The sequence below is a fragment of the Roseobacter sp. HKCCD6576-2 genome (assembly GCF_013179285.1).
In the GTDB taxonomy this organism is placed as follows: Bacteria; Pseudomonadota; Alphaproteobacteria; order Rhodobacterales; family Rhodobacteraceae; genus Rhodophyticola; species Rhodophyticola oceani.
The window spans coordinates 631885-654691 of sequence record NZ_WVNW01000001.1; the positions used below are offsets into that span (position 1 = coordinate 631885).

Consider the following 22807-nt stretch of genomic DNA (forward strand, 5'->3'; position numbering starts at 1 on the left):
TCAGCGTCACCGGCTCGCGCGAGGACAACCCGTCACGCTTGCAACCTGGGAGAGCTGAATGACCCCCCGTTTTTTGACCCTGACCTCGGCCATCGCGCTGATGGCAGGCCCCGCATTTGCGGATATGAATTTTAACCGTATTGCATCCTTTGCCATTGCCGAAAACGCGCCCGAGGCCGAAGAAACCTCCGCTGAAATCATCGCGGTGACCGGCGATGGGATGACGCTGGTCTATACCGACAGCCCGCTGGAAGCGCTTGGTTTTATCGACATCACCGATCCGACCAATCCAGCCCCTGCGGGGATCATGGAGTTGGAAGGGGAACCGACCTCCGTCGCGGTTGCGGGCAACTATGCGCTGGCGGGCGTGAATACCTCGGAAAGCTACACCAATCCCTCGGGCTATCTGGTTGAGATCAACATTGCCGATCAGAGCGAAGTGGATCGTTGTGATCTGCCGGGGCAACCGGATTCGGTTGCGATCGCGCCGGATGCGTCTTTCCTTGCGGTTGCGATCGAAAACGAACGGGATGAAGACCTGGGCGATGGCCGCGTGGGCCAATTGCCGGGCGGCTCCGTCGTCATGGTGGACCTGACCCCCGAAGGCCTGATTGATTGCGACACGCTCCGTGTGGCCGATGTCACCGGCTTGGCCGATGTGGCGCCGGAAGATCCCGAGCCGGAATATGTACATATCAATGGCGAGGGTGAGGTGGTCGTCACCTTGCAGGAAAACAACCATATGGTTGTGCTGAACTCTGCCGGAGAGGTGCAGAGCCACTTCTCCGCCGGAGCTGTCGATCTCGAAGGCATCGATGTCGATGAGGAACGTGCATTCGTTTACAACGGCAGTCAGCCGGGCCGTGTTCGCGAACCCGACGCGGTGACGTGGATCGACGACACGCATTTCGCCACAGCCAACGAGGGCGATATGGATGGCGGTTCCCGCGGCTGGACGATCTTCCACCAGGACGGCACGGTCGTTTACGAGAGCGGCACCTCGTTTGAGGAGGCGATTATCCAGATCGGCCATTATCCTGAGCGCCGGTCGGGCAACAAAGGCGTTGAACCGGAATCAGTGACCTTTGCGGAGTTCGGCGGCACGCCGATGGTCTTTGTCGGGGCGGAGCGGGCGAGCGTCGTGGGTGTCTATGATGTCACCGATCCCGCGAACCCAGCCCTTTTGCAACTTTTGCCCTCGGGCATCGGGCCCGAAGGCTATGTGACAATCCCGTCGCGCAACCTCCTGGTTTCCGCCAATGAAGTGGACGGTTTGGAAGACGGTGCCGCACGGGCCCATGTGATGCTTTTTGAGTATCAAGAGGCGGCGGCCAGCTATCCGCATCTAACCTCTGCCAGCATGGAGGCCCTCACCGGCTGGGGCGCGATTTCCGGCCAAGTAGCCGACGCGGATGGCATGATCTATGCGGTCAATGACAGCTTCTATGCCATGCAGCCGACGATCTTTGTCATCGACCCGTCGCAAACCCCGGCCCAGATTGTCGACGCGATCCGTGTCACCCGCGCCGGGCAGCCGGCGCAACTGCTCGACATGGAGGGCATCACGCTTGATGGCGAAGGCGGTTTCTGGATCGCCTCCGAAGGCCGCACCGACCGTTTGGTGCCGCATGCGCTTTATCATGTTGGCGCAGATGGAGAGATCGAAGACTACGTCCCGCTGCCTGCGGAGCTTCAGGCGGTCGAACGTCGCTTTGGCTTCGAAGGTATCACCATGGTTGGCGACACGCTCTGGATGGCGGTTCAGCGGCCCTGGGATGATGACCCGGAGAACCACACTAAACTGGTCTCTTACAACTTGGAAACCGAAGCCTGGGGTGCCGTGCATTACCCACTGACCGAACCAGCGACTGGGTGGGTTGGCCTCTCGGAGATCGTGGCCCATGGCGATTATGTCTACGTCATTGAGCGTGACAATCAGATCGGAGCCGCAGCCGTGACCAAACAGATCACCCGTATCCCACTGGCGCAGATGGTGCCGGGCGAATTGGGCGGCGACCTGCCGGTTGTGGAACCGGAGCTGGTGGTCGACCTGCTGCCCTACCTGACCTCCACCGGCGGCTTTGTCCTCGATAAGGTCGAAGGTCTGGCGATCATGGACGACGGGACCATGTGGGTGTCCACCGATAATGACGGCGTGGACGACCATTCGGGCGAGACCATGTTCTTCGCCTTGCCGCCAATGTGACCCCTCTGGTTTTTAAGCAGCCCTTTCTATGACGGCGATGCCCTCGCGGAGCGATCCGCGGGGGCAATTTCGTTGAGTGGAGACGTTAACCCCGATGTTCCGCATCATGAATCACCCGCGCCTTTGCAATCGAGTCACAGCGCTCGCCCTGCGCAGGGCGAGCGCGCCAGATCGATCAGACCACAATAGACACGCGGCGGGCGCCCTGGGGTCTCCTCAGAGAGTTGCGACCGTTATTGAGTCCAACTGACGCCGGTCAGGTCATTCGCTTGGGTCGGTGCGTTTTCCCAAAGGCCTTGGATATTCGCATTGGCGACCCCGGTTTTGGCAAGTTGGAACAAGAAGCCGTTGACGTAGTCGCCCGCGATCATCTCCTGCGCCTGTTGGTTCAGGCTCGAACGTTCTGCCGGGTCGGTCGCGGCGGTCAGATCCGTCATCAATTGCTGGAAATCCGGATTGTCATACTGGAAGTAATAGTCTGGCCGGGCATAGATATTGATATCCGCCGGTTCCGTATGGCTGACGATGGTCAGGTCGAAATCCTTGCCGCGGAACACCTGCTCTAGCCATTGTGCCCATTCCAGATTGCTGATCTCGGTCTCGATCCCGACCTCGCGAAGCTGGGCTGCGATGATCTCGCCACCGCGCCGCGCGTAAGACGGCGGCGGCAGGGCCAGACGCAAAGTGAGGTCGCTGACACCCGCCTCGGCCAGAAGCGCACGGGCAGCATCAGGATCGTAGGCCGAATTGCCCGTCAGGTCGACATAGTCAGGGTTGTGCGGCGCGAAATGCGTACCAATCGGCGTGCCATAGCCGAACATCGCGCCATCGATGATGTCTTGCCGGTTGATCGCATGGGCAATCGCTTGACGCACACGCACATCATCCAAGGGCGGCGACATGTTGTTCATCGACAGGATCGTTTCGCCCTCGGTCGAGCCGACGATCACGTTGAAACGTGGATCGGCCTCGAATTGGCTGAGCGTCTCCGGCGCCGGGAAGACCGGGAAGGCATCCACATCGCCGGCCATCAGCGCGGCGAAAGCGGCATTCGGGTCGGAGATGAAGCGGAAGGTTGCGGCTTCCAGGGCGGGCATCTCGCCCCAATACTCGGCATTGCGGGTTAGCTCGACCCGGTCACCTTGGACCCAATCGGCAAAGACAAAGGGGCCGGTGCCGACCGGATTGGTCGCGTTGGTTTCCGCACTTTCGGGGGCGACCATCACGGCGTCACCCCAGGCGAGATTGAAGAGGAATGCACCATTCGGCGCCGAGAGCGTTATGGTCACCGTGGTGTCATCCACCGCCGCGACACTGTCGATACCGGCAAACAGCGCGGCTTGGGCATTGGTCGTGTCTTCAGCCCGCGCGCGGTCGAGCGAGAATACGACATCCTCGGCGGTGAAGCTGGTTCCGTCATGGAACATCACACCATCACGAAGCATGAAGGTATAGGTCAGCCCATCCTCGGAAATCTCCCAACTCTCTGCCAGGCCGGGCATCACCGAGCCGTCCGAAGCGAAGCGCGTTAGCCCTTCGAAGACATTGGCATAAACCACTTCGTCAATCGCTGCGGCGGCACCACCGGTCGGATCCAGATTGGGCGGCTCCAGCTGCATGCCGATTGTGATGTCGGTTTGCTGGGCGAGCGCGCCGCTTGCGGTCACGGCAAGGATCGCGGCGCTTGTCTTCAAGCGATGAAACATGAGGGTCTCCCTTTTTGACTTTGGCATGATCGTAGGAGCCGAAGGGGTCGCCATGCAAGCGATGATCGGATGCGTCATGCTGCACTGCGGCGCGCTGTCGCAAAACCGTTACTTAGGAGTCGCTCGAATCGAGACCTTGTATTAGAGTTCGCTGTGGGGAACGCGATATCAAACCATAGCGGAGTTGCTCGATGGCCTTGCCAAGCGCTACAGACATTCTCAATCTGTCGACCGATCAGGTCGCGAGTTTTATCGCCGAGCAAGCCAGTTCACGAACGTTGAGTATTTTGATGAAAGACCTCAACGCGCAGCTTCTATCCGCGGATGAGGCTGTGCGTGCCGCCGCCCGAGATGCGATTGAGCGTCTGGGTTTTCCGGAATACGCCTAAACCCCAACCCTACAGCAACAGCTCTTCCAGCGTCAGCGCCATGACCTTGGCGCTGTCGATCATATCGTCGATGCCAACCCATTCGTCGGGCTGGTGCGCCAAATCCAAAATGCCCGGCCCGTAGGCGATACAGTTCTTCAAACGCCCGATCCGGTCGATATGCTTTTGATCATAGGTGCCGGGTGAGACGACAAACTCCGCCTGTTTTGAAAGGACTTTCTCGATCGCCGCTTGGACCGTTTTGACCACCGGTGCGTCCTCATCGGTCATCGATGGTTGCACCTCAAAAAGATCCCGCAGTTCATAGGTGAAATTCGGACGCTCGGCCTTAATCTTCTCCAACATGCCGATGATTTCGGCTTTCACCTCGTCAATGCCTTCTTCTATGAGAAAACGCCGGTCAATGGTGATCTGGCACCGGTCTGGCACGCAGGCTGATGGGAAGCCGGTGTAATCCGGATCTTGCACCGGTTCACCGCCGTGGATCGCATTGATGTTGAGCGTGGATTGCTTTGCCCCGTCGGGGACGACGGGCATTGCGGTGTGTTTCGTCGCCAGAAGCGGGAACAGATACCGCTCCATTTCTTCCAGGACAGCCCCCATATGGCGCACGGCACAATCGCCGAGAAATGGCATCGAGCCATGGGCAATCCGGCCATGCGTTTCGATCTCCGCCCACCAGACACCGCGATGGCCAAGGCAGATCCGGTCTTTGTTGAGCGGTTCCGGGATGATCACATGCTGCACCCGCGAAGGATCGAAATACCCCTGCTCGGCCAGATAGGCGACACCACCATAGCCGCCTGATTCTTCATCTGCCGTCGCGCTGATCTCAATCGCGCCTTTGAAATTGGGATGGACCGCCAGGAAGGCCTCGGCGGCGATGATCGAGGCGGCAAGCCCGCCCTTCATATCGCACGCGCCCCGGCCATAGACCCGCCCGTCTTTGACTTCGCCGCCGAACGGTTCGGTGGTCCAGCCATGGCCAACCTCGACCACATCATGATGGGAGTTGAAATGGACGCAATCGCCAGCCGCGCCGCCTTCTCGCCTGGCGACGAGGTTCCAACGTGGATAGGTCTCGCTGTCGGCGGGCGCACCAAAGGCGCGGATCATTTCGACCTCAAAACCCTTGTCACTCAGCCGGGCCGCCAGATAGTCGCAGATCTCGCGATAATTGCGCCCAGGGGGGTTCAATGTCGGTATGCGGATCAGATCTTGCGTCAACGCGACCAAGTCGTCGCGGCGGGCGGTGATTTCGGCATAAAGGCGTGAGATTTCCGTCATATCCGCAGATTGCGCCCGAGCGCGCGCGGCTTCAAGCCCTGCCAAAGCTCTTTTCGTGCCCCATATAAGGGTTTATGACACATCGCGAACCCAGGGAGCTCCCATGCTAAATATCGGCCGGATGGCGATCATCCTCATTGTTGTGCTGACCTTGGTCTATGTCTGCGTTTTCCTTTACTGGCGCGCCGGTATCCGCGCGCGTTTGGAGGAAGATTGGGTCATGGAGGGCCGTCCCGGTGATCGTGGCGATTGGGTCCGGGAGCAGGAGGGGCCAAAACTCCGCCGGGTGAGCCGTTGGTTATTGATCCTGGTCTATGTCCTGCCGATCACTGCGCTTAGCGTCTTCGTCTACGTCACGAATTAGGAAAGGGTCCTGCCCATGCGCTGGCCACGGATCATCTTTTTGCTTGTTCTGCTTCTGATCGTCGGGGCGTTCTTCCACTACACGCTACCGCAACGCGACATCGTGCGAATTACCGGGACCGAGGTTGTCCGGGAGGATTTCACCAATCTCAGCCGCTGGTTCTTTTCCAATGCCGAGGACGGCGCGTCCGCCACAGGGAGTCGGGATATCCGCTTCATCAACGCCGTATTTCCCGACCGGCTCTCGGATACCGGTGAGGTCGTCTCCCCAGGGCGGGTCATGGTCTATCGCAATGAGGATACCGGGTTTGGCTGGCCGCCTTACTTCAAGCTCGACACGGCGGATTTGCAGGCTGAGGCCACCAACCTGGTGAGTTCCGAAGCGGATCCGCAATGGGTGGCGATCACACATTACGGCTGGCGGATGCATTTCCCGACCGCCTATCCTAACGCCGTAAGCATCCGTCCTGTGGCGGGGTCGGATGTGACCCTGTTCCCATGGTTGAACATCGTCATCCTTGCGTTCCTGGCATTGATACTCTTTTTTATGTGGCGCATGTGGGAACGGTTCGAGGACCGCGTGATCGACCCGCTTGTCGATCGCACAGCCGTTCGGTGGGCGAAACTCCGCGATTGGATGGCAGGACGGCGGCGTTAGCCGGTCCTATTCGCCATAGGGTACCCAGATCGTTTTCACCTCGGTCGCGGCCTGAAGGAAACGTTTGCCCTCGCCTGCTTTGCTCATCCAATCAATGCCTTGGCCATCATGCACCCAAGTCCGTTTCAGGTTCGAGGCTGAGGCGGTTTCGACCACATCCGCGCCAGCATGGGCGGTGAAGGCCCAAATGGCGTCGAGATTCATGTGACCGGCCAAGGGTTTGGTCAGTTCAGCCGGGTCGCCCGTGACAATGTTCACGACACCGGCGGGAACATCGGAGGTGTCCAGCACCTGGTAAAGATCGGTTGCGGCGAGTGGCGCGGCATAGCTGGGCACCAGAACGATCCGGTTGCCCATCGCGATGGCGGGCGCGATGAGCGAGATCGCACCAAGCAGCGGCGCATCATCTGGTGCCAGCGCTCCGATCACCCCGACCGGCTCGGTCATTGCCAGCGCCACGCCGCGGATCGGGACCGATTTCGCCGTGCCGTCGAATTTGTCGGCCCAAGCGGCATAGGTGAAGAGCCGGTCAATCGCGGTTTCGACTTCCGCCTCGGCCTGTTTCGCGGTCACACCGGTCAGATCGCGGATGCGGCTTGCGAACTCATCGGCCCGGGCCGAGAGGTTCTCGCCAATATAATACAGGATTTGCGCGCGCAGGTGGCCAGTGGTCTTCGACCAGCCTGCCGCGCCTTGGGCGGCTTCCACGGCGTTGCGGATGTCTTTGCGATTGCCCAGGCCCATATGGCCAAGCAGTTTGCCTTTGGCTGACCAGACCGGTTCGGAATAGCCCCCATCGGGGCGGGTCTGCTTGCCGCCGATATACATCTTCGCGGTCCGGTCGAGACCGGGCGCGTCAGGTGCATCGGGTGCCGGGATCGGTGCTTTCGCTGTCAACGCCTTGGTCTTCACGATGGGTTTCAGATAGGCCAGAAGCCCTTCCCATCCGCCTTCACGGCCAAATCCGCTTTCCCGCACGCCGCCGAAGGGGGCTGCAGCGTCAAAAAGGTTGGTGGCATTCACCCAGACCACACCGGCGGCCAGTTTCGGCCCGATATCGAGCGCCAGGTTCAGGTTCTCGGTCCAAAGCGTCGCGGCCAGCCCATATCGCGTGTTGTTGGCGATCTGCACCGCCTCCGCTGGCGTGCGGAAGGTGGTCGACACCAAAACCGGGCCAAAAATCTCTTCCTGCATGAGCGGAGCGGCGGTTGAGAGCCCCGTGATCAAAGTCGGCGGATAGAAACACCCCGTCTCAGGCAAAGGCACGGCGGCGCGATAGGTCTGCCCTTCGGTATTTTCGTCAACCAGCCTAGTGATCGTGGCGTGCTGCACCGGGTCCACCACCGCGCCGACATCGATGCATTTATCAAGCGGGTCGCCGATGCGGAGCTTGTCCATCCGCGCTTTCAGCCGCGCGTGGAAATCCTCGGCAATGCCTTCCTGCACCAGGAGCCGCGAGCCAGCGCAGCAGACCTGACCTTGGTTGAACCAGATCGCATCGACCAGCCCCTCAATCGCGCTGTCGATATCGGCATCGTCAAAGACGATATAGGGCGATTTGCCCCCAAGCTCGAGCGTGAGGGATTTGCCAGATCCGGCCGTGGCCTGCCGAATGCGGCGGCCAACCTCGGTCGAGCCGGTGAAGGCCACTTTGTTGATGTCGGGATGTGTCGTGATCGCTTCGCCCGTCCGGCCATCGCCGGTGACGATGTTCACCACGCCCTTGGGCAAGCCCGCCTCGCGGCAGATATCGGCGAAAAGGAGCGCCGTCAGAGAGGTATACTCGGCCGGCTTTAGGACAACCGTGTTACCCGCCGCCAGGGCCGGTGCGATTTTCCACGACAACATCAGAAGCGGGAAGTTCCACGGGATCACCTGGCCGCAGACGCCAAGCGGGGCATGGCCGGGCATTTCATCTTCCAGAAGCTGCGCGAGCCCGGCGTGATAGTAGAAATGCCGCTGCGCCAGCGGGATGTCGATGTCCCGGCTTTCGCGGATCGGTTTGCCGTTATCCATCGTCTCCAGCACGGCGAAGAGGCGGCTGTGTTTTTGCAAGAGCCGGGCCAGCGCATAGAGATGCCGCGCCCGTTGATGTCTGGTCAGCTTGGCCCATTTCGGGAAGGCGCGACGTGCGGCGGCCACGGCCATATCCACATCGGCCGCGCTGCCTTGGCTGATCTCGGCCAAGGTCTCGCCGTTGGCCGGATTGTTCGAGGCAAAGGTCTCGCCGGGTTCCGTGAAAGCCCCATCGATGAAATGGCCAAAGGCCGGGCCTTTGTCGGCAATCCAGTCACGGGCTTCGGCATCCCCCTCGGGTGCGGGCCCGTAGTCCATTGAGTCGAAGATCTCGCGGGTGCTCATGTCGATTTACTCCAACTAAACGTCAGTTGCATGGGTAGGCGTCGCTCAAGACGATGATGGCTACATCCATCCCAGCCTCTTCGCCAAGGGTTGGTTCCAATGCGATTAAGCGGCTTGCCAACACATCGAATGTCTCGACTAATTCCAACCGGGTCGTCCCCGATGGCACACAAATAAGGCCCAAGCCAACTGCCTGATCATGAGCAGCTTGCATAAACCCGTTACAGAAGTTTACCCAATCGATATCCACTCTGGTGCAGGCATCCAGCAAGGTGCGAGCGTTCATGACCGTGTCACTCAGTGTTAGATTAGGCGTCCAATAAGAGATCACGCAAATAGTTGCTGCAATGAACACTCTCATCTGAGCGCTTCCGGGATATGTGTGGAGTGCAAAGACATCACCCAATCGCATGCCGATATGCGGCGGAGTAATCCCCCGTCACGTGGTGTTCCAATTGCCGCTCGATATCGCCAAGCAGCGATGATGCGCCGAAACGGAAGAGGTCGGGCTGAAGCCAGCGATCACCCAGCTCTTCCTTCATCAAGCTGAGATAGACCAGCGCGTCTTTGGCTTTGGAAATCCCGCCAGCCGGTTTGTAGCCGACCTTCATGCCGGTCGCGGCCTCATAGGCGCGGATCGCGCGGATCATGGTCAGCGATACTGGCAGCGTGGCATTGACGCTTTCTTTGCCGGTGGAGGTTTTGATGAAATCGGCCCCTGCCATCATGCAGACCAGCGAGGCCCGGGCGACATTGCGGAGCGTGCCGAGTTCCCCCGTGGCTAGGATCGCCTTCACATGGGCCTCGCCGCAAGCCGCGCGGAAGGTTTTCATTTCATCATAAAGCGCCTGCCAATCGCCGGTCAGCACATGGCGGCGCGAGATCACGATATCGATTTCCGCAGCGCCAGCTTTGACGCTCTCTTCAATCTCGGCCACGCGGAGGTGAAATGGCGACAACCCGGCGGGAAACCCGGTCGAAACGGCCGCAACGGGAATGCCGCTGCCGTCCAGCGCCTCGACCGCGGTTTCGATCATATCGTGATAGACGCAAACCGCGCCGGTGGTGATCGGCGGCAGGCCAAGCGCCTCAAGCAGGTCGGCGCGGACGGGCTGCCGGGCCTTGGCGCAAAGACGTTTCACCCGCCCGGCCGTATCATCGCCCGAGAGAGTGGTGAGGTCGATCAACGTGATGGCTTTGGCCAGCCAAGCCGCCTGATAGGCCTTTTTCACGGTGCGGCGGCCTGGCAAGCTCGATGCCCGGCGTTCAATGGCCGATGTGTTGGCCTGCACCCGTGCGACCCAATCTAGGTCAAGCGCCATGCCGTCATTGCGCGGTTCATGCACCTGCGGCAGCTGTGTCTCGGAAAGCGATGTTGCGGTTGGGTCTGGAGCGTGGGTCACGGAGGAACAGCCAATCAAAATGGGACAAGCCGGTTTAGCGTCTCATGTCCGCCCTGCCAAGGCAAGCTTGACCATTTGGTCAAATTTTGAGTTTAGAGGCGCGACAGAACCAATCCGACGCCGACGAACCCCACCGCCGCGATCCGGGTCCAACTGATCTCCCGTACTGTCATGCCAAACGCCCCGAGTGCATCCAGCGCCAGGGCGGCGGTGAGCTGGCCGAAGATCAGCGCGGCCACCAAGGTCACCACCCCCAGGGTCGAGACGGACCAGATCGACGCCCAGACATAGATGGCCCCAAGCGCCCCACCGGTCCATGCCCACCAAGGCACGTCACCCATGCCTGCGACCGCGTTTGGCACCGCGCCACGCATCACCGCCACGACGCTGAGCGCTACGAACCCAACGCCGAACGAGATCGCCGCCGCGACGACTGGGTCGGCGACATGTGTGGCCAAGCGGCTGTTGATCGGGGCCTGCACGGCAATTGCCGCCCCTCCGATGGCAACGGCGATGAGGGCGAGCCAGATGGCAGGTGTCATGATCTGTCCTTTCCGCGGGTCGGCGCACCCTGGCGCGCGGACCGGACCTCCGCAAGGGGGCGTGACAGCCCCGGGTGCGCGGGGTAACAGGAGGCGCTGCCAGAGATAAGGATCTTCCGCCCATGCCTTTCGACCGTTCGATTAAAATCGCGCCCTCCATTCTCAGCGCGGATTTCGCCAATCTTGGTGCCGAAATCCGGGCGGTTGAGGCCGAAGGAGCGGATTGGATTCATGTCGATCCGATGGATGGGCATTTCGTGCCCAACCTGACAATCGGACCGAATGTGGTGGCGGCGATCCGTCCTCATGTGACGACCTTCATGGATGTGCATCTGATGATCGCCCCGGCAGACCCGTATATTGCGGCCTTTGCCAAGGCGGGGTCGGATATGATCACCGTTCATGCCGAAGCTGGCCCCCATTTGCATCGCACGCTTCAGACGATCCGCGATCATGGCGCGAAGGCCGGCGTGGCGCTGAACATGACGACGCCGCTTAGCCATATTGAGCATATCCTTGATGCCATTGACCTGATCCTGGTGATGACAATCAATCCGGGCTTCGGCGGGCAGAAGTTCACCCATTCGATGGTGGAAAAAGTGGCTCAAACCCGCGCTCTGGTGGGCGATCGCCCGATCCATATCGAGGTGGATGGCGGCATTGATCCGACCACGGCCCCGCTCGTCGCGAAGGCCGGGGCAGATGTGCTTGTTGCGGGCTCCGCCGTATTTAAAGGCGGTTCAGTCGATACGCCGCATGTGTATGGAGACAATATCCGGGCGATCCGCGCCGCAGCCAGTTAGGCCGCCGGAAGGGGTCCGCAGGCAATGCCATGCTCTTCCCGGACCCGGTCGAGGGCGCGGCGGGTGTGATCAAGGTAGCGGCGGCGATTGAGTTTTACGTCGATCAGAGCCGCCAGCCTTCGATGCAGCGGGAACCATCGGTCTAGGTCCAAGCCGCAACGGTCGAGCACCCGGAATGGCAGGGCGTCCATGATGATGATCGTGTTTAAGAATGTGTGCGTCACGCCGACGATATGCATTAATTTGCGATCGATCTGACGGAGCGCGTCAAAATCGATCTCATAGAGGCCCGCGTCGCGGAGTTTGTCCGTCAGGAACAGATGCGGCAAGAAATACCCCGCCACACTGCTGAGGAAATACGCCGCAGAGCGTGAGGTGATGGTCAGGATCGCTCCGCCTGGCGACAGGTATGGCGTGTAAGGGCGCTCTTGGCGCAGCAGATGCCCGGTGCAATTGACGAAGACGGAACCGGCGGGCACCGCGTGACGCGCGCCGGAGCGCAAGATCATCTCCGGCCCCGTGTCGGTGTCGCGCACATCGGTCAAGTAATCGCCGATGAACCCGTCCACCCCATTGGCGATCGTCTGGCTTTCGGCCTCTGACAGAATGCCGAAGAGGAATTGTTCCCCCGTTCCGCTTGGGCTGATCGTATAGGTGTCGCGGTAATGCGCGAAAACCGCGTCATGATTTGTGCCGTCAAATCGCATGGCCAGTTCGCGAAAGGTGGGCACGACCAGCTTGCCGCGCCAATAGCGTGCCATCCCCGTTGGCAAGGTGAAATCGCGATTGGCAAAGATCGTGCCTTCGCCAGTGAGCATCGTCACGGAACGGCTGGGCGCGTTTTTAACCAGCGCATGGGCCGTATCCATGCCGGTCTTGCCACCACCGATGACATAAACTGGGGCCGTGCCGGCAATGTCGAGGGCATGAGGCGTCGTAGAGGTCACTTGGTCTGAGGATAGGGCAAGCGGCTTGATCTTCGGAATGTCGAGACCACGGGCATCAATCAGACGTTTGGCGCGGACGGTTTGTTGGCTGCCGCCGTCAACGGCGCGCAGTTGAACTTGGGCAAAACTCTCGCCCTCCTCGACACCCTCGCAAATCCCATTACAGGTTTGGCCGTAAGCCTCGGTTAAATGAAGCTTGCTGCGCATCTGATCGAGACAGGCCGAGAGATGGGCGGCAACTTCTGCGCCGGTTGCTAGGTAATGCGCTGGCTTCGTCCAATTCCAGGGGATGTCGCCGACGGTGAACATCGGATGCGGTTGGTGGAGATGCGCATACGGGTAGGTCTTGGTCCACATCCCGCCGCAGCGGTCATTCCGATCCACCAAAAGAACCCGGGCCGTTGACGGCAGATGTTCACACGCCACAAAAAGCGCATTCAGTCCGGCAATCCCCGCGCCAATGATACAAAGATCCCAGGGGGTGGTCCCAAATTCGGGGGAGTCAGTATCGGGCATCGCGGTCTCCAGACGTTTGCGCCGCACGACCCTAGCAGGCTTGGCCCTGCTGCCAAGTCATTGATGACCCGCAACAAAGTAAACGCGCGGTCGGGGATCCGACCGCGCGTTGATAGAGTGTACGTTTGTTGTTTGTCAGATGGCGGAGGGCCCGGCCTCAAGCACATCTTCCAAGGTTCTTAGGCCCGTGCGGGGTGCCTGAACCAAGACGGACATGTTCCCCGGCTTATGCTCATTACGCAGCATTTTCATATGCGCCTCGGGCAGTTCCGCCCAGGGGAAAACCTCAGACATGCAGGGGTCAAGCCGTCGCTCTAGCATCAAGTTATTTGCGGCAGAGGCCTGTTTCAGATGCGCGAAATGCGAGCCCTGCAGGCGCTTCTGGTGCATCCACATGTAACGCACGTCAAAGGTGCAGTTGAACCCGGTGGTCCCGGCGCAGATCACGACCATACCGCCCTTTTTGCAGACCAGTGTAGAGACCGGGAAGGTCGCCTCGCCCGGATGCTCGAAGACCATATCGACATTCACACCCTTGCCGGTGATGTCCCAGATCGCCTTGCCGAACTTCCGCGCCTCCGCGAACCATTCCTTATATTCCGGCGTGTTCACCGTTGGCAGTTGACCCCAGCATTTGAAATCCTTGCGGTTGATGACGCCCTTGGCGCCGAGGCCCAGCACAAAATCACGCTTATCTTCATCGGAGATCACTGCAATCGCATTGGCGCCCGCCGTGTTGATCAACTGGATCGCATAAGAGCCCAAACCACCTGATGCGCCCCAGACCAGCACGTTTTGACCTGGCTTCAGGTCATGCGGCTCATGACCAAACAGCATCCGGTAAGCAGTGGCCAGCGTCAGGGTGTAGCAGGCGGATTCTTCCCAAGTCAGATGCTTGGGGCGCGGCATCAATTGCTGCGCCTGCACCCGAGTGAACTGGCTGAACGACCCATCCGGCGTCTCATAACCCCAGATCCGCTGGCTTGGCGAATACATCGGATCGCCACCGTTGCATTCCTCGTCATCGCCATCGTCTTGGTTGCAATGGACCACAACCTCGTCGCCGACTTTCCAGCGTTTGACTTTGTCGCCCACGGCCCAAACGATGCCCGCCGCATCGGAACCGGCGATGTGATAGGGCTGCTCATGGCCGTCAAACGGGCTGATCGGTTGGCCAAGCGCGGCCCAAACGCCGTTATAGTTCACACCGGCGGCCATCACGAGAACCAGCACTTCGTGGCTGTCGAGCGCGGGCGTGTCCACCACTTCGACTTGCATCGCGGTGTCAGGATCGCCGTGGCGCTCACGACGGATCGCCCAGGCATACATCTGCGCCGGGACATGGCCCATAGGGGGCATTTCGCCCATCTCATAGAGGTCCTTTTTCGGCGCGTCGTAAACGGCGGGTGCGGGACTGATATCCAAAGCCATTGGGCCTCCTACTGCCTCATCTAGAATTGCTGCGGCGCGGAACGATTCCGTGCTGGTGCAGCGAGACATAAAGATGGTCACGCAACAATGCAAACATGAAATCGATGTTTTGAGAAATAATATGTCGCAAGGGTCGAGATTATCAACCTGAGGTTGCTTTAGCGGTTGGGTTGATCGCCCAGAAGATGTTCCACGGAGCGCGCATAGAAGGCAACAATGGCCTCCCCGTCTTCACTCAGAACAAACCCGTCCGGTGTTTCAGAGAGCATCCGCCGCTCGATCAATGCCCGCAGGCCAGCTTCGGTTGTGTAATCGAGATCATCACGGGGGATGTGGACTTCCGCACCTCGGCGGCGTGCGCCCTCAACCAGGTCACCAACTCTGGCACGCAGTTCCGCGCGATCCCGCACACCGGCGCGCAGAGCATAGGACACGAGGGGCACGGGCACGACCGGCATGACCGCTCCGATCCGCTGCATCAACTCGGCACCGAGGAGTGCCGGGACGTCGTCGGCAGGCTCTTTCAAAAACTCGGTCAGGCTCAAAGGGGCCCCAAAGCTGACGGCGGCATACCCATAACGGTGGAAGCGCCGCGTTAGTCTCAGCCAGATTTGCCGCCGCAGATAGCGATAGATCGGCCAAAGGCTGAAGCGGAACCGCCTTGTGCCCTTCTCATGCGCCTCGATCAGGTTGCGATCTTCCATGACCCGGTCGTAGTTCAATGCAACGGGCACAAAGACGACATCGCGGGATTTGCCTGGCCGAAACCCATCGAGAATGTAAGAGATCAAGCCGAGCTTCGGGGTGCCAAGCGCGCCGGTCTGGCTCAACCCCCCTTCGGGGAAGACAGCTTGTGTGACGCCAGCCTCTGTCGCCATCTGAACATAGCGCGCCAGCACCTTGCGATAGAGCGGGTTGTTATGCCGCCGCCGGATGAAATATCCGCCCATAGCCCGCACCAATTGGCGGAGTGGCCAGACACGTGCCCATTCACCAACCGCATAGGCCAAGGCCGAGCGTTCGGCGGCGAGCCAGGTGACCAAGACATAGTCCATATTTGATCGGTGATTCATCACGAAGATCACCGTGGCATCCGGGTCGATCGCCTCAAGCGCGGCGTCATTAGCTTGCGCGAGGCGCACGCGATAGAGCGATTTGCTGAGAAACTTGGCCGCCCGGATCGCGAAACCGAAATAGGTCAGCGCCGAGAACCCCGGCACGATCTCTCGGGCATAGCGCTCGGCGGTTTGCGCGGCGACGTCTTCGCGGATGCCGGTGCTGCGCGCATGATCAACGATCGCCTGCGCCACCTCGGGGTCATACACAAGGCGCAGGACGGTATCGTTCCGGCGCGCAAGTTTGAACGGTTGAATCGGTCGGGCGAGCCGCTCGTTCAAGCGGCCAACGGCGCGCTCGAGCCGTCGCCGCAAATACCAGCGCACCGAGGGCACCAGTACATTATTCAACGCCGCGACCGCCGCAAAAGCGAGGATCAAGAGCAAAGCCCAAAGCGGCAGTTCCACCGTGGTCGTCATCGCAGGCGACCCTGGCAGGAAACCGAGGCGCACACAATCGTTTGCGATGGCGCGGTCGGAGACAAAGGAGAGCCGCATCCAGGTCAGAAGGATCGAAATGCCGCGACGCAGCGAATTGACATCGACATATTATTCCCAATATACCCCTCCGAGTGGAATAAAGTTGCCGAAACCTGATTTGAGGAGCGCCGCCCGTGACCGCAGACAAAGACCGCCCTTGGCTCATCCGCACCTATGCTGGTCATTCGACGGCCAAAGCCTCCAATGCACTCTATCGCGGGAACCTCGCAAAGGGGCAGACCGGCCTGTCCGTTGCCTTCGATCTGCCGACGCAGACCGGGTATGACAGCGATCATGAATTGGCGCGCGGCGAGGTCGGCAAGGTCGGTGTTCCGGTGTCTCATCTGGGCGATATGCGGGCACTGTTTGATCAGATCCCGTTAGAGCAAATGAACACCTCGATGACGATCAACGCGACCGCGCCGTGGCTTCTCGCGCTCTATATCGCGGTGGCCGAAGAGCAGGGGGCGGATGTTTCGAAGCTTCAAGGCACTGTGCAGAATGATCTGATCAAAGAGTATCTATCGCGCGGCACCTATATCTGTCCGCCGAAACCGTCGCTGAAAATGATCGCGGATGTCGCGGAGTATTGCTATTCCAACGTGCCGAAATGGAATCCGATGAATGTGTGTTCCTATCATCTGCAAGAGGCCGGCGCGACGCCGGAGCAGGAATTGGCCTTTGCCTTGGCAACCGCGACGGCGGTTCTGGATGCGTTGCGGCCCCGAGTCGATCCGGCGGACTTTCCCGCTTTGGTCGGGCGGATTTCGTTTTTTGTGAATGCGGGTATCCGATTTGTCACCGAGATGTGCAAAATGCGGGCCTTTGTGGAGCTGTGGGATGAGATCTGTAAGGAGCGTTACGGCGTTGAAGACCCGAAATACCGCCGGTTCCGCTATGGCGTGCAGGTCAATTCCCTTGGGCTGACCGAGCAGCAGCCGGAAAACAATGTCTATCGCATTTTGATCGAAATGCTTGCCGTGACACTCAGCAAAAACGCCCGCGCGCGTGCGGTGCAATTGCCGGCTTGGAATGAGGCGCTTGGTTTGCCGCGGCCGTGGGATCAGCAATGGTCGATGCGGATGCAGCAGATCATGGCGTTTGAGACCGATCTTCTGGAACATGGAGATCTGTTTGATGGGAACCCCGCTGTGGCCGGCAAAGTGGAGACGCTGAAAAACGGCGCGCGGGCAGAATTGGCTAATCTGGAGTCGATGGGCGGTGCAATTGCCGCGATCGACTACATGAAGGGCCGCCTGGTTGAGTCAAATGCCGACCGTGTTCACGGGATTGAGCAAGGCGAAACTGTGGTTGTCGGTGTGAACAAATACACCGCCACCGAGCCATCGCCTTTGACCGAAGCCGATGGGGGCATCATGGTCGTCGATCCCGCTGTAGAGGCCGAACAGATTTCGAGATTGGAGGCCTGGCGGGCGGAACGAGACGCCAATGCCGTCGCCGAAGCGCTCGCAGCGCTTCGCGATGCTGCCAAGAGCGGTGCAAATGTCATGCCGCCCTCAATTGCCGCCGCCAAAGCGGGCGTGACCACGGGCGAATGGGCCGGCGTAATGCGGGCCGTGTTTGGCGAATACCGGGGTCCGACCGGCGTTGCCCGGAGCCCATCGAATAAAACCGAAGGGCTGGACGATATTCGCGACGCCGTAGATATGGTCAGCGACAGACTTGGGCGGCGTCTGAAATTCTTGGTTGGCAAGCCGGGGCTCGATGGCCATTCCAATGGCGCTGAACAAATCGCGTTCCGCGCGCGGGATTGCGGAATGGATATCTCCTATGAAGGCATACGGCTAACACCAGAAGAAATCGTTGCAGCCGCAAAAATAGAGGATGCCCATGTTATTGGATTATCGATTCTTTCGGGCAGCCATGTGCCGCTAATAAAAGAAGTTATGGAAAGACTGCATTCAGAAGGCATGTCTCACGTTCCCGTGATGGTTGGGGGAATCATCCCCGATGAAGATGTGGAGATTCTGCTGAGCTATGGGGTTGCGAAAGTCTATACACCCAAGGATTTCGAGCTAAATCGCATCATGATGGACATTGTTCACCTTGTCGACGCGCAGCCCATCGCCGCAGAATGATGCGTCGATACCCAAAACTTCATAAGTGTAAACCTGCCTAAAAAGACATGTCCATAAATAGGTCCTATTGCATGGCGTCAAAAGGCGGCATAGCAAACCCGAGTCAACAATAGGGACCATTAAAATGGCAAAAAACTTAAACGAAATGTCGCGTGATGAGCTTTTGGAGTTGCGGCGGGATGTGGACGCTGCTCTTAAAGATGTCGATAAGAGGAAGAAAAAAGAGGCTCTCGCCGCAGCCCAAAAGGCAGCGCTTGAGCACGGGTTTTCTTTAGAGGAAGTTCTTGGCGGAAAAAGTGGATCAGGGCCCAAATCTTTGCCGAAATACGCCAACCCGGCAGATGCAAGTCAGACTTGGACGGGTCGCGGCCGGCAACCTGGATGGATCAAAGACGCGCTTGCCGCTGGCAAGTCGCTTGACGATATGGCGATCTGAGGCAAAGCGATGACTGTGCATATTGGTGCGAAGCCCGGCGATATTGCCGAAACTGTTCTTATGCCTGGAGACCCGTTGCGCGCGAAATGGGCTGCTGAGCGGTTTCTGGACGATCTTGTGTGTGTCAATGAGGTCCGGGGCATGTTGGGTTTTACCGGCACTTGGCGCGGTCATCCTGTCACAATTCATGGTTCGGGCATGGGCATGCCCAGCCTTTCGATTTATGCCAATGAGCTAATCCGGGACTATGGTGCGCAAACGCTCATTCGGATTGGCTCTGCTGGCGCGATGCAGCCGCAGATTAAGCTCCGCGATGTGGTTCTGGCGATGACATCGTCAACGCTCTCGACCCCATCGCGGGGGTTTTTCAAAGAACTCAATTATGCGCCTTGCGCCGATTGGAGTTTGTTGCAGGCGGCTCATGTGGCGGCGGCGTCCAAGGGCTGTGACACCCATGTCGGCGGAATTTATTCGTCCGATGTATTTTATGACGAGCGCCCTGACCTCAACGAACAAATGACCCGGCACGGTATCCTTGCCGTCGAAATGGAAGCGGCGGAGCTCTATACTCTTGCTGCGCGATATGGGCGGCGGGCATTGGCAGTCCTGACGATTTCGGATCATCTGGTGACGGGTGAGGCATTGCCCTCGGAAGATCGGCAGTCGAGCTTCTCGGATATGGTCGAAATCGCGTTGGAAGCCGCGTTTTCATAAAAGACCTGCGGTGAAGCTAAACAGCTTCACCCGCGATCTTACCTGAAAAAATACAGCCGCCCAGGAATGTCCCTTCCAGGGCATTGTAGCCGTGAAAGCCACCACCACCGAAACCCGCGACTTCGCCAGCCGCGAAGAGACCGTCAAAGACACTCCCATCGGGGCGAAGCACCTGTCCGTTGAGATTGGTGTGAAGCCCGCCAAGGGATTTCCGGGTTAGGATGTTCAGCCGGACAGCGATCAAGGGGCCGTTTGCCGGATCCAAGATCGCATGGGGTTTTGCGGTGCGGATCAATCTATCCCCCAGATACGCCCGCGCGCCCCGGATCGCGGTGATCTGCGCATCTTTGGAGACTTTGTTCGTAAGTTGGGCATCGCGCGCCTCAATCTGAGTCCGAATATGGGCGAGATCGACGGGCATTTGCGGGGTGATCTTGTTCATCCCCTCAACAAGCGTCGGCAGATCATCCGCCACCACGAAGTCTTCACCATGTGTCTTGAACGCTTCAACCGCCCGCGTCGCGCCTTTGCCCAACCGTTCCTTGATCACCGAACGCCACTTGCCGGAGGTGAGATCGGGGTTTTGCTCGGAGCCTGAAAGGGCGAACTCCTTTTCGATGATTTTCTGGGTGAGGATGAACCAAGAATGCTCTTGCCCCGTGGCCAGGATGCGTTTGAGCGTCGAGAGGGTGTCGAAGCCGGGGAAACAGGGCGCCTCCATCCGGTCGCCAAGTGCATCGAACCACATTGATGACGGGCCGGGCAGAATGCGGATACCGTGATTGGGCCAGATCGGATCCCAATTGGTTAGCCCTTCGCAGTAGTGCCACATGCGGTCTTTGTTGATCACAGCCGCACCAGCGGCCTCGGTCGCCAACTGCATCTGGCCGTCGACATAATCCGGCACGCCCGCCACCATCTTGATCGGCGGGCTGCCCAACCGATCGCGCGGCCAGTATTCTCGCACCAGGTCGTGGTTGCCGCCAATCCCGCCAGTGGTGACAATCACCGCCTCGGCGTCATAGGTGAAATCGCCGGTGACCTCTCGATTGGTCGCGCCGCCACGGATGGCGCTGTCATCGGCCAGAATATCGCCGTGCACGCCGGTCAATACGCCGCCATCGACGGTTAGCCCCCGGACGCGGTGCCGATATTTCAAAGTGATATTGGGATGTTGGGTGACCCTGTCGGCATAAGGTTTCACGACGCCGGTGCCCGTGCCCCATGTCACGTGAAACCGGGGGATTGCATTGCCGTGACCGTCTGCCAATGCACCGCCGCGTTCGGCCCACCCCACCACGGGAAACCACCGCATGCCGAGCCCGTGGAGATAGCTGCGCATCGGGCCTGCCGCGAAATCTAAATAGGCGTCGGCCCATTTCCGTGGGTTCGCATCTTCCGGTCGGTCAAATTGAGCCGCGCCAAACCAATCCGTGGCGGCGAGGTCTCGGCTGTCTTTCAAACCCAGGCGCCGCTGTTCCGGCGTGTCGATCATGAACAACCCGCCAAGCGACCACCAAGCTTGCCCACCAAGCGATTGTGGGCCTTCTTGATCTAAGAGCAGCACCCTGCGCCCACGCTCAGCGGCATGAAGCGCGGCAACAAGGCCGGACAGCCCGCCGCCGATGACGATGATGTCTGCCTGTCCCATGCCAGCTCCCTCCTTGAGCGGAGGAGGCTAGCATTGAGATTTGGTTCTTGTCGAACCGGACCTAACGTTAGGCCGCCTCGGTCAGCTCCGGGTATTCCGGGGTCTCGTCGACCTCTGTCGGGTTGGGCGTGTAATAGGCCCAAGCCTCTTCCAAAATCTGCAGGGCGACGTCTGGATCAATGGCGGGCGTCGGTTTGCGAAATGTCACGGTGTTTGGCATCTTGGCCTCTTTGCAGTCAAATGGCCTCCCTTTGACAGAGAGACTATGCGCTGGCCGGGCAGGGCACATCTCATCTTTCCGCAGGCGCGCTATGTGTGTGGTGCAAGGCTCACCAGCGCGACATCGGCGGGTCACTCCGCGGCACGCTCCAAAACCTCGACAGAAAGGACGGTGGGCAGATGGCTGGCTATTTCGTCCCAAGTCTCGCCTTCATCGCGGCTGGCAAAGATCGAGCCGGTGTTTGTGCCGAAATACACCCCTGCGGGGCTTTGGCGGTCGGTGGCCATGGCTTGGCGCAGCACGGTGAAGAAGCAGTTCTCGCGAGGCAGGCCGTGGCGTTTGGCCTGCCAACTTTCGCCGCCATCGCTGGATTTCCAAACGGCTGCACGGGCCTGTGGCGGGTAGCGCCCTTCGTTATCGCCGTTCAGAGGTAGGACCCAGATCGTGTACGGATCCGTCGGATGCAGGGCGATGGGGAAGCCGAAGGTCGAGGGCAGGCCTGCGGTGATATCGTGCCAATTCCGTCCGCCATCGGGGCTGCGGAAGACGCCATGGTGGTTTTGCTGGTAGAGCACATCGCCCTGCGCGCGCACGATGTTATGCACACAGAGCCCCGTCTGCCCATTATGGGGCGCGGCGGGATGATCGTGCCCGGAACAGGACTCGGCATTTGATAGGCGGTTGCGCCGCTCCCAACTCTGTCCGCCATCTTCGGTGGCGAAAACGCCCGCAGCTGAGATGCCGGCCCAGAGTTTGCCCGGCTGATCAGGGTCCGAGACGATGGTGTGAAGCACAAGCCCGGCTGCGCCGGGGTTCCACTGATCCTTGTCCGGGTGGTCCGACAGGGTGGTCACCTTCTCCCAAGTTGCGCCGTCATCGGTGCTCGCAAATAGCATGCCGGGCTTACCGCCTGCATAGAGCGTGTCATGGACCTTCGCGACGGACCAGATTGCCGAAACCTCGCCATCGAACCCGGTTTCCACGGGTTCCCAGTTCAAGAACCGCGCGGTTTCCGGGTCATTCGCAGCCCAATCATCGATTTCCCCTTTGGAGAGTTTGGAGAGCGTCCAAGTGCCCCCGCCATCGCCGGAGCGCCAGATGCCCGCGCCAAGGAAGTCATTGCCGCCTCCGGCCCAGATCAGACCGTTCGCGGGATCGCCATTCACATGATTGATCGGCCAACCGTCACAATGCGGGCCGGAGATATGCCAGACCTGCCGCGCCGTATCCCCCGTAAGGATGAAGGCGCCCTTGGTGGTGCCAACAAGAAGATTGAGATCAGATGCCATCATGTCCCCTCCGCTCATGACGGAGAGGATAACATGCGTGGCCGATTTTCCCTATCGACCGGAGGCGGAGCGGAACCGCTCTTTGTTCACGCCGGCCCATCCTCCTTTGCGTACAGACCACGCCATCGGCTCCCGGCCCACACCCTGCTTCATCGACAGAGCCGCCGTGAGTCCTGAACAAACGTCTTCAC

The 22807-nt window shown here is 59.7% G+C and carries 20 protein-coding genes; 8 read left to right on the forward strand and 12 right to left on the reverse strand.

Annotated elements, in window-relative coordinates; genetic code table 11:
* Nucleotides 1-58 precede the first annotated feature (58 nt).
* Nucleotides 59-2206 (forward strand): esterase-like activity of phytase family protein, encoded by a 2148-nt coding sequence (locus GTF44_RS03120; RefSeq protein WP_171557450.1) that lies wholly within the window; start codon nt 59-61, stop codon nt 2204-2206.
* Nucleotides 2207-2439: 233 nt separating this feature from the next.
* On the opposite strand, the gene GTF44_RS03125 is transcribed toward GTF44_RS03120, so the two are convergent.
* The gene (locus GTF44_RS03125; RefSeq protein WP_171557451.1) at nt 2440-3912 is read right to left on the reverse strand and encodes an ABC transporter substrate-binding protein; all 1473 of its coding nucleotides are present in this window, start codon (nt 3910-3912) and stop codon (nt 2440-2442) included.
* A gap of 191 nt (nt 3913-4103) precedes the next feature.
* On the opposite strand from GTF44_RS03125, the gene GTF44_RS03130 reads away from it, so the two are divergent.
* Entirely contained in the window at nt 4104-4301 is a 198-nt protein-coding gene (locus GTF44_RS03130) for a hypothetical protein (RefSeq protein WP_171557454.1), read from the forward strand.
* A 9-nt stretch (nt 4302-4310) separates the two neighbouring features.
* On the opposite strand, the gene GTF44_RS03135 is transcribed toward GTF44_RS03130, so the two are convergent.
* The gene (locus tag GTF44_RS03135; protein ID WP_171557456.1) at nt 4311-5588 is read right to left on the reverse strand and encodes an acetylornithine deacetylase/succinyl-diaminopimelate desuccinylase family protein; all 1278 of its coding nucleotides are present in this window, start codon (nt 5586-5588) and stop codon (nt 4311-4313) included.
* A 103-nt stretch (nt 5589-5691) separates the two neighbouring features.
* Between GTF44_RS03135 and GTF44_RS03140 the strand changes: the two genes are divergently transcribed.
* Nucleotides 5692-5952, forward strand: coding sequence for a hypothetical protein (locus GTF44_RS03140; protein WP_171557458.1), 261 nt, complete (start codon nt 5692-5694; stop codon nt 5950-5952).
* 15 nt (nt 5953-5967) lie between these two features.
* A complete protein-coding gene (locus GTF44_RS03145) occupies nt 5968-6609 on the forward strand; it encodes a DUF1523 family protein (RefSeq protein ID WP_171557459.1) in 642 nt (213 codons plus the stop codon).
* Nucleotides 6610-6615: 6 nt separating this feature from the next.
* On the opposite strand, the gene GTF44_RS03150 is transcribed toward GTF44_RS03145, so the two are convergent.
* The 4 genes from GTF44_RS03150 to GTF44_RS03165 all read right to left on the reverse strand — a co-directional run bounded on the left by GTF44_RS03150 (nt 6616) and on the right by GTF44_RS03165 (nt 10915).
* Nucleotides 6616-8970: an aldehyde dehydrogenase family protein gene (locus tag GTF44_RS03150; protein ID WP_171557460.1), complete on the reverse strand. Its 2355-nt coding sequence runs from the start codon at nt 8968-8970 to the stop codon at nt 6616-6618.
* Between the two features lie 22 nt (nt 8971-8992).
* On the reverse strand, nt 8993-9256 hold the full coding sequence (locus GTF44_RS03155; protein WP_171557461.1) for a Rap1a/Tai family immunity protein: 264 nt from the start codon (nt 9254-9256) through the stop codon (nt 8993-8995).
* Nucleotides 9257-9368: 112 nt separating this feature from the next.
* Nucleotides 9369-10292 (reverse strand): deoxyribose-phosphate aldolase, encoded by a 924-nt coding sequence (gene deoC / locus GTF44_RS03160; protein ID WP_171558581.1) that lies wholly within the window; start codon nt 10290-10292, stop codon nt 9369-9371.
* 173 nt (nt 10293-10465) lie between these two features.
* The gene (locus GTF44_RS03165) at nt 10466-10915 is read right to left on the reverse strand and encodes a DMT family transporter (protein WP_145212133.1); all 450 of its coding nucleotides are present in this window, start codon (nt 10913-10915) and stop codon (nt 10466-10468) included.
* A 122-nt stretch (nt 10916-11037) separates the two neighbouring features.
* Here GTF44_RS03165 and rpe point away from each other — a divergent pair, with 122 nt between their 5' ends.
* Complete coding sequence (gene rpe / locus GTF44_RS03170; protein ID WP_171557462.1) at nt 11038-11718, forward strand: ribulose-phosphate 3-epimerase; 681 nt, start codon at nt 11038-11040, stop codon at nt 11716-11718.
* Here rpe and GTF44_RS03175 read toward each other — a convergent pair.
* The 3 genes from GTF44_RS03175 to GTF44_RS03185 all read right to left on the reverse strand — a co-directional run bounded on the left by GTF44_RS03175 (nt 11715) and on the right by GTF44_RS03185 (nt 16147).
* The gene (locus GTF44_RS03175) at nt 11715-13181 is read right to left on the reverse strand and encodes an FAD-dependent oxidoreductase (protein ID WP_171557463.1); all 1467 of its coding nucleotides are present in this window, start codon (nt 13179-13181) and stop codon (nt 11715-11717) included. The genes rpe and GTF44_RS03175 overlap by 4 nt on opposite strands.
* Nucleotides 13182-13316: 135 nt before the next feature.
* Nucleotides 13317-14612, reverse strand: a complete 1296-nt coding sequence (gene ccrA, locus GTF44_RS03180; protein WP_171557464.1) for a crotonyl-CoA carboxylase/reductase — start codon at nt 14610-14612, stop codon at nt 13317-13319.
* Between the two features lie 158 nt (nt 14613-14770).
* A complete protein-coding gene (locus GTF44_RS03185) occupies nt 14771-16147 on the reverse strand; it encodes a 1-acyl-sn-glycerol-3-phosphate acyltransferase (protein WP_171557465.1) in 1377 nt (458 codons plus the stop codon).
* Between the two features lie 194 nt (nt 16148-16341).
* Here GTF44_RS03185 and GTF44_RS03190 point away from each other — a divergent pair, with 194 nt between their 5' ends.
* The 3 genes from GTF44_RS03190 (at nt 16342) to deoD (ending at nt 19456) form a co-directional block, all read left to right on the forward strand.
* Complete coding sequence (locus GTF44_RS03190; protein ID WP_171559545.1) at nt 16342-18306, forward strand: protein meaA; 1965 nt, start codon at nt 16342-16344, stop codon at nt 18304-18306.
* 124 nt (nt 18307-18430) lie between these two features.
* Complete coding sequence (locus tag GTF44_RS03195; protein WP_171557467.1) at nt 18431-18742, forward strand: H-NS family nucleoid-associated regulatory protein; 312 nt, start codon at nt 18431-18433, stop codon at nt 18740-18742.
* 9 nt (nt 18743-18751) lie between these two features.
* A complete protein-coding gene (deoD, locus tag GTF44_RS03200; protein ID WP_171557469.1) occupies nt 18752-19456 on the forward strand; it encodes a purine-nucleoside phosphorylase in 705 nt (234 codons plus the stop codon).
* Nucleotides 19457-19472: 16 nt separating this feature from the next.
* On the opposite strand, the gene GTF44_RS03205 is transcribed toward deoD, so the two are convergent.
* From GTF44_RS03205 to GTF44_RS03215, 3 genes are all read right to left on the reverse strand, one after another.
* On the reverse strand, nt 19473-21107 hold the full coding sequence (locus tag GTF44_RS03205; protein ID WP_171557470.1) for an FAD-binding dehydrogenase: 1635 nt from the start codon (nt 21105-21107) through the stop codon (nt 19473-19475).
* A gap of 67 nt (nt 21108-21174) precedes the next feature.
* Nucleotides 21175-21327 carry a hypothetical protein gene (locus GTF44_RS03210; RefSeq protein WP_171557472.1) on the reverse strand — a complete coding sequence of 51 codons (153 nt, stop codon included), beginning with the start codon at nt 21325-21327 and terminating at the stop codon, nt 21175-21177.
* Nucleotides 21328-21458: 131 nt separating this feature from the next.
* A complete protein-coding gene (locus tag GTF44_RS03215; RefSeq protein ID WP_171558583.1) occupies nt 21459-22616 on the reverse strand; it encodes a sialidase family protein in 1158 nt (385 codons plus the stop codon).
* Nucleotides 22617-22807: the final 191 nt, after the last annotated feature.

Coding starts and splice junctions, on each gene's coding strand:
- GTF44_RS03120 (WP_171557450.1), top strand. CDS start 59: ATGACCCCCCGTTTTTTGACCCTGACCTCGGCCATCGCGCTGATGGCA.
- GTF44_RS03125 (WP_171557451.1), bottom strand. CDS start 3,912: ATGTTTCATCGCTTGAAGACAAGCGCCGCGATCCTTGCCGTGACCGCA.
- GTF44_RS03130 (WP_171557454.1), top strand. CDS start 4,104: ATGGCCTTGCCAAGCGCTACAGACATTCTCAATCTGTCGACCGATCAG.
- GTF44_RS03135 (WP_171557456.1), bottom strand. CDS start 5,588: ATGACGGAAATCTCACGCCTTTATGCCGAAATCACCGCCCGCCGCGAC.
- GTF44_RS03140 (WP_171557458.1), top strand. CDS start 5,692: ATGCTAAATATCGGCCGGATGGCGATCATCCTCATTGTTGTGCTGACC.
- GTF44_RS03145 (WP_171557459.1), top strand. CDS start 5,968: ATGCGCTGGCCACGGATCATCTTTTTGCTTGTTCTGCTTCTGATCGTC.
- GTF44_RS03150 (WP_171557460.1), bottom strand. CDS start 8,970: ATGAGCACCCGCGAGATCTTCGACTCAATGGACTACGGGCCCGCACCC.
- GTF44_RS03155 (WP_171557461.1), bottom strand. CDS start 9,256: ATGAACGCTCGCACCTTGCTGGATGCCTGCACCAGAGTGGATATCGAT.
- deoC (WP_171558581.1), bottom strand. CDS start 10,292: ATGGCGCTTGACCTAGATTGGGTCGCACGGGTGCAGGCCAACACATCG.
- GTF44_RS03165 (WP_145212133.1), bottom strand. CDS start 10,915: ATGACACCTGCCATCTGGCTCGCCCTCATCGCCGTTGCCATCGGAGGG.
- rpe (WP_171557462.1), top strand. CDS start 11,038: ATGCCTTTCGACCGTTCGATTAAAATCGCGCCCTCCATTCTCAGCGCG.
- GTF44_RS03175 (WP_171557463.1), bottom strand. CDS start 13,181: ATGCCCGATACTGACTCCCCCGAATTTGGGACCACCCCCTGGGATCTT.
- ccrA (WP_171557464.1), bottom strand. CDS start 14,612: ATGGCTTTGGATATCAGTCCCGCACCCGCCGTTTACGACGCGCCGAAA.
- GTF44_RS03185 (WP_171557465.1), bottom strand. CDS start 16,147: ATGACGACCACGGTGGAACTGCCGCTTTGGGCTTTGCTCTTGATCCTC.
- GTF44_RS03195 (WP_171557467.1), top strand. CDS start 18,431: ATGGCAAAAAACTTAAACGAAATGTCGCGTGATGAGCTTTTGGAGTTG.
- deoD (WP_171557469.1), top strand. CDS start 18,752: ATGACTGTGCATATTGGTGCGAAGCCCGGCGATATTGCCGAAACTGTT.
- GTF44_RS03205 (WP_171557470.1), bottom strand. CDS start 21,107: ATGGGACAGGCAGACATCATCGTCATCGGCGGCGGGCTGTCCGGCCTT.
- GTF44_RS03210 (WP_171557472.1), bottom strand. CDS start 21,327: ATGCCAAACACCGTGACATTTCGCAAACCGACGCCCGCCATTGATCCA.
- GTF44_RS03215 (WP_171558583.1), bottom strand. CDS start 22,616: ATGGCATCTGATCTCAATCTTCTTGTTGGCACCACCAAGGGCGCCTTC.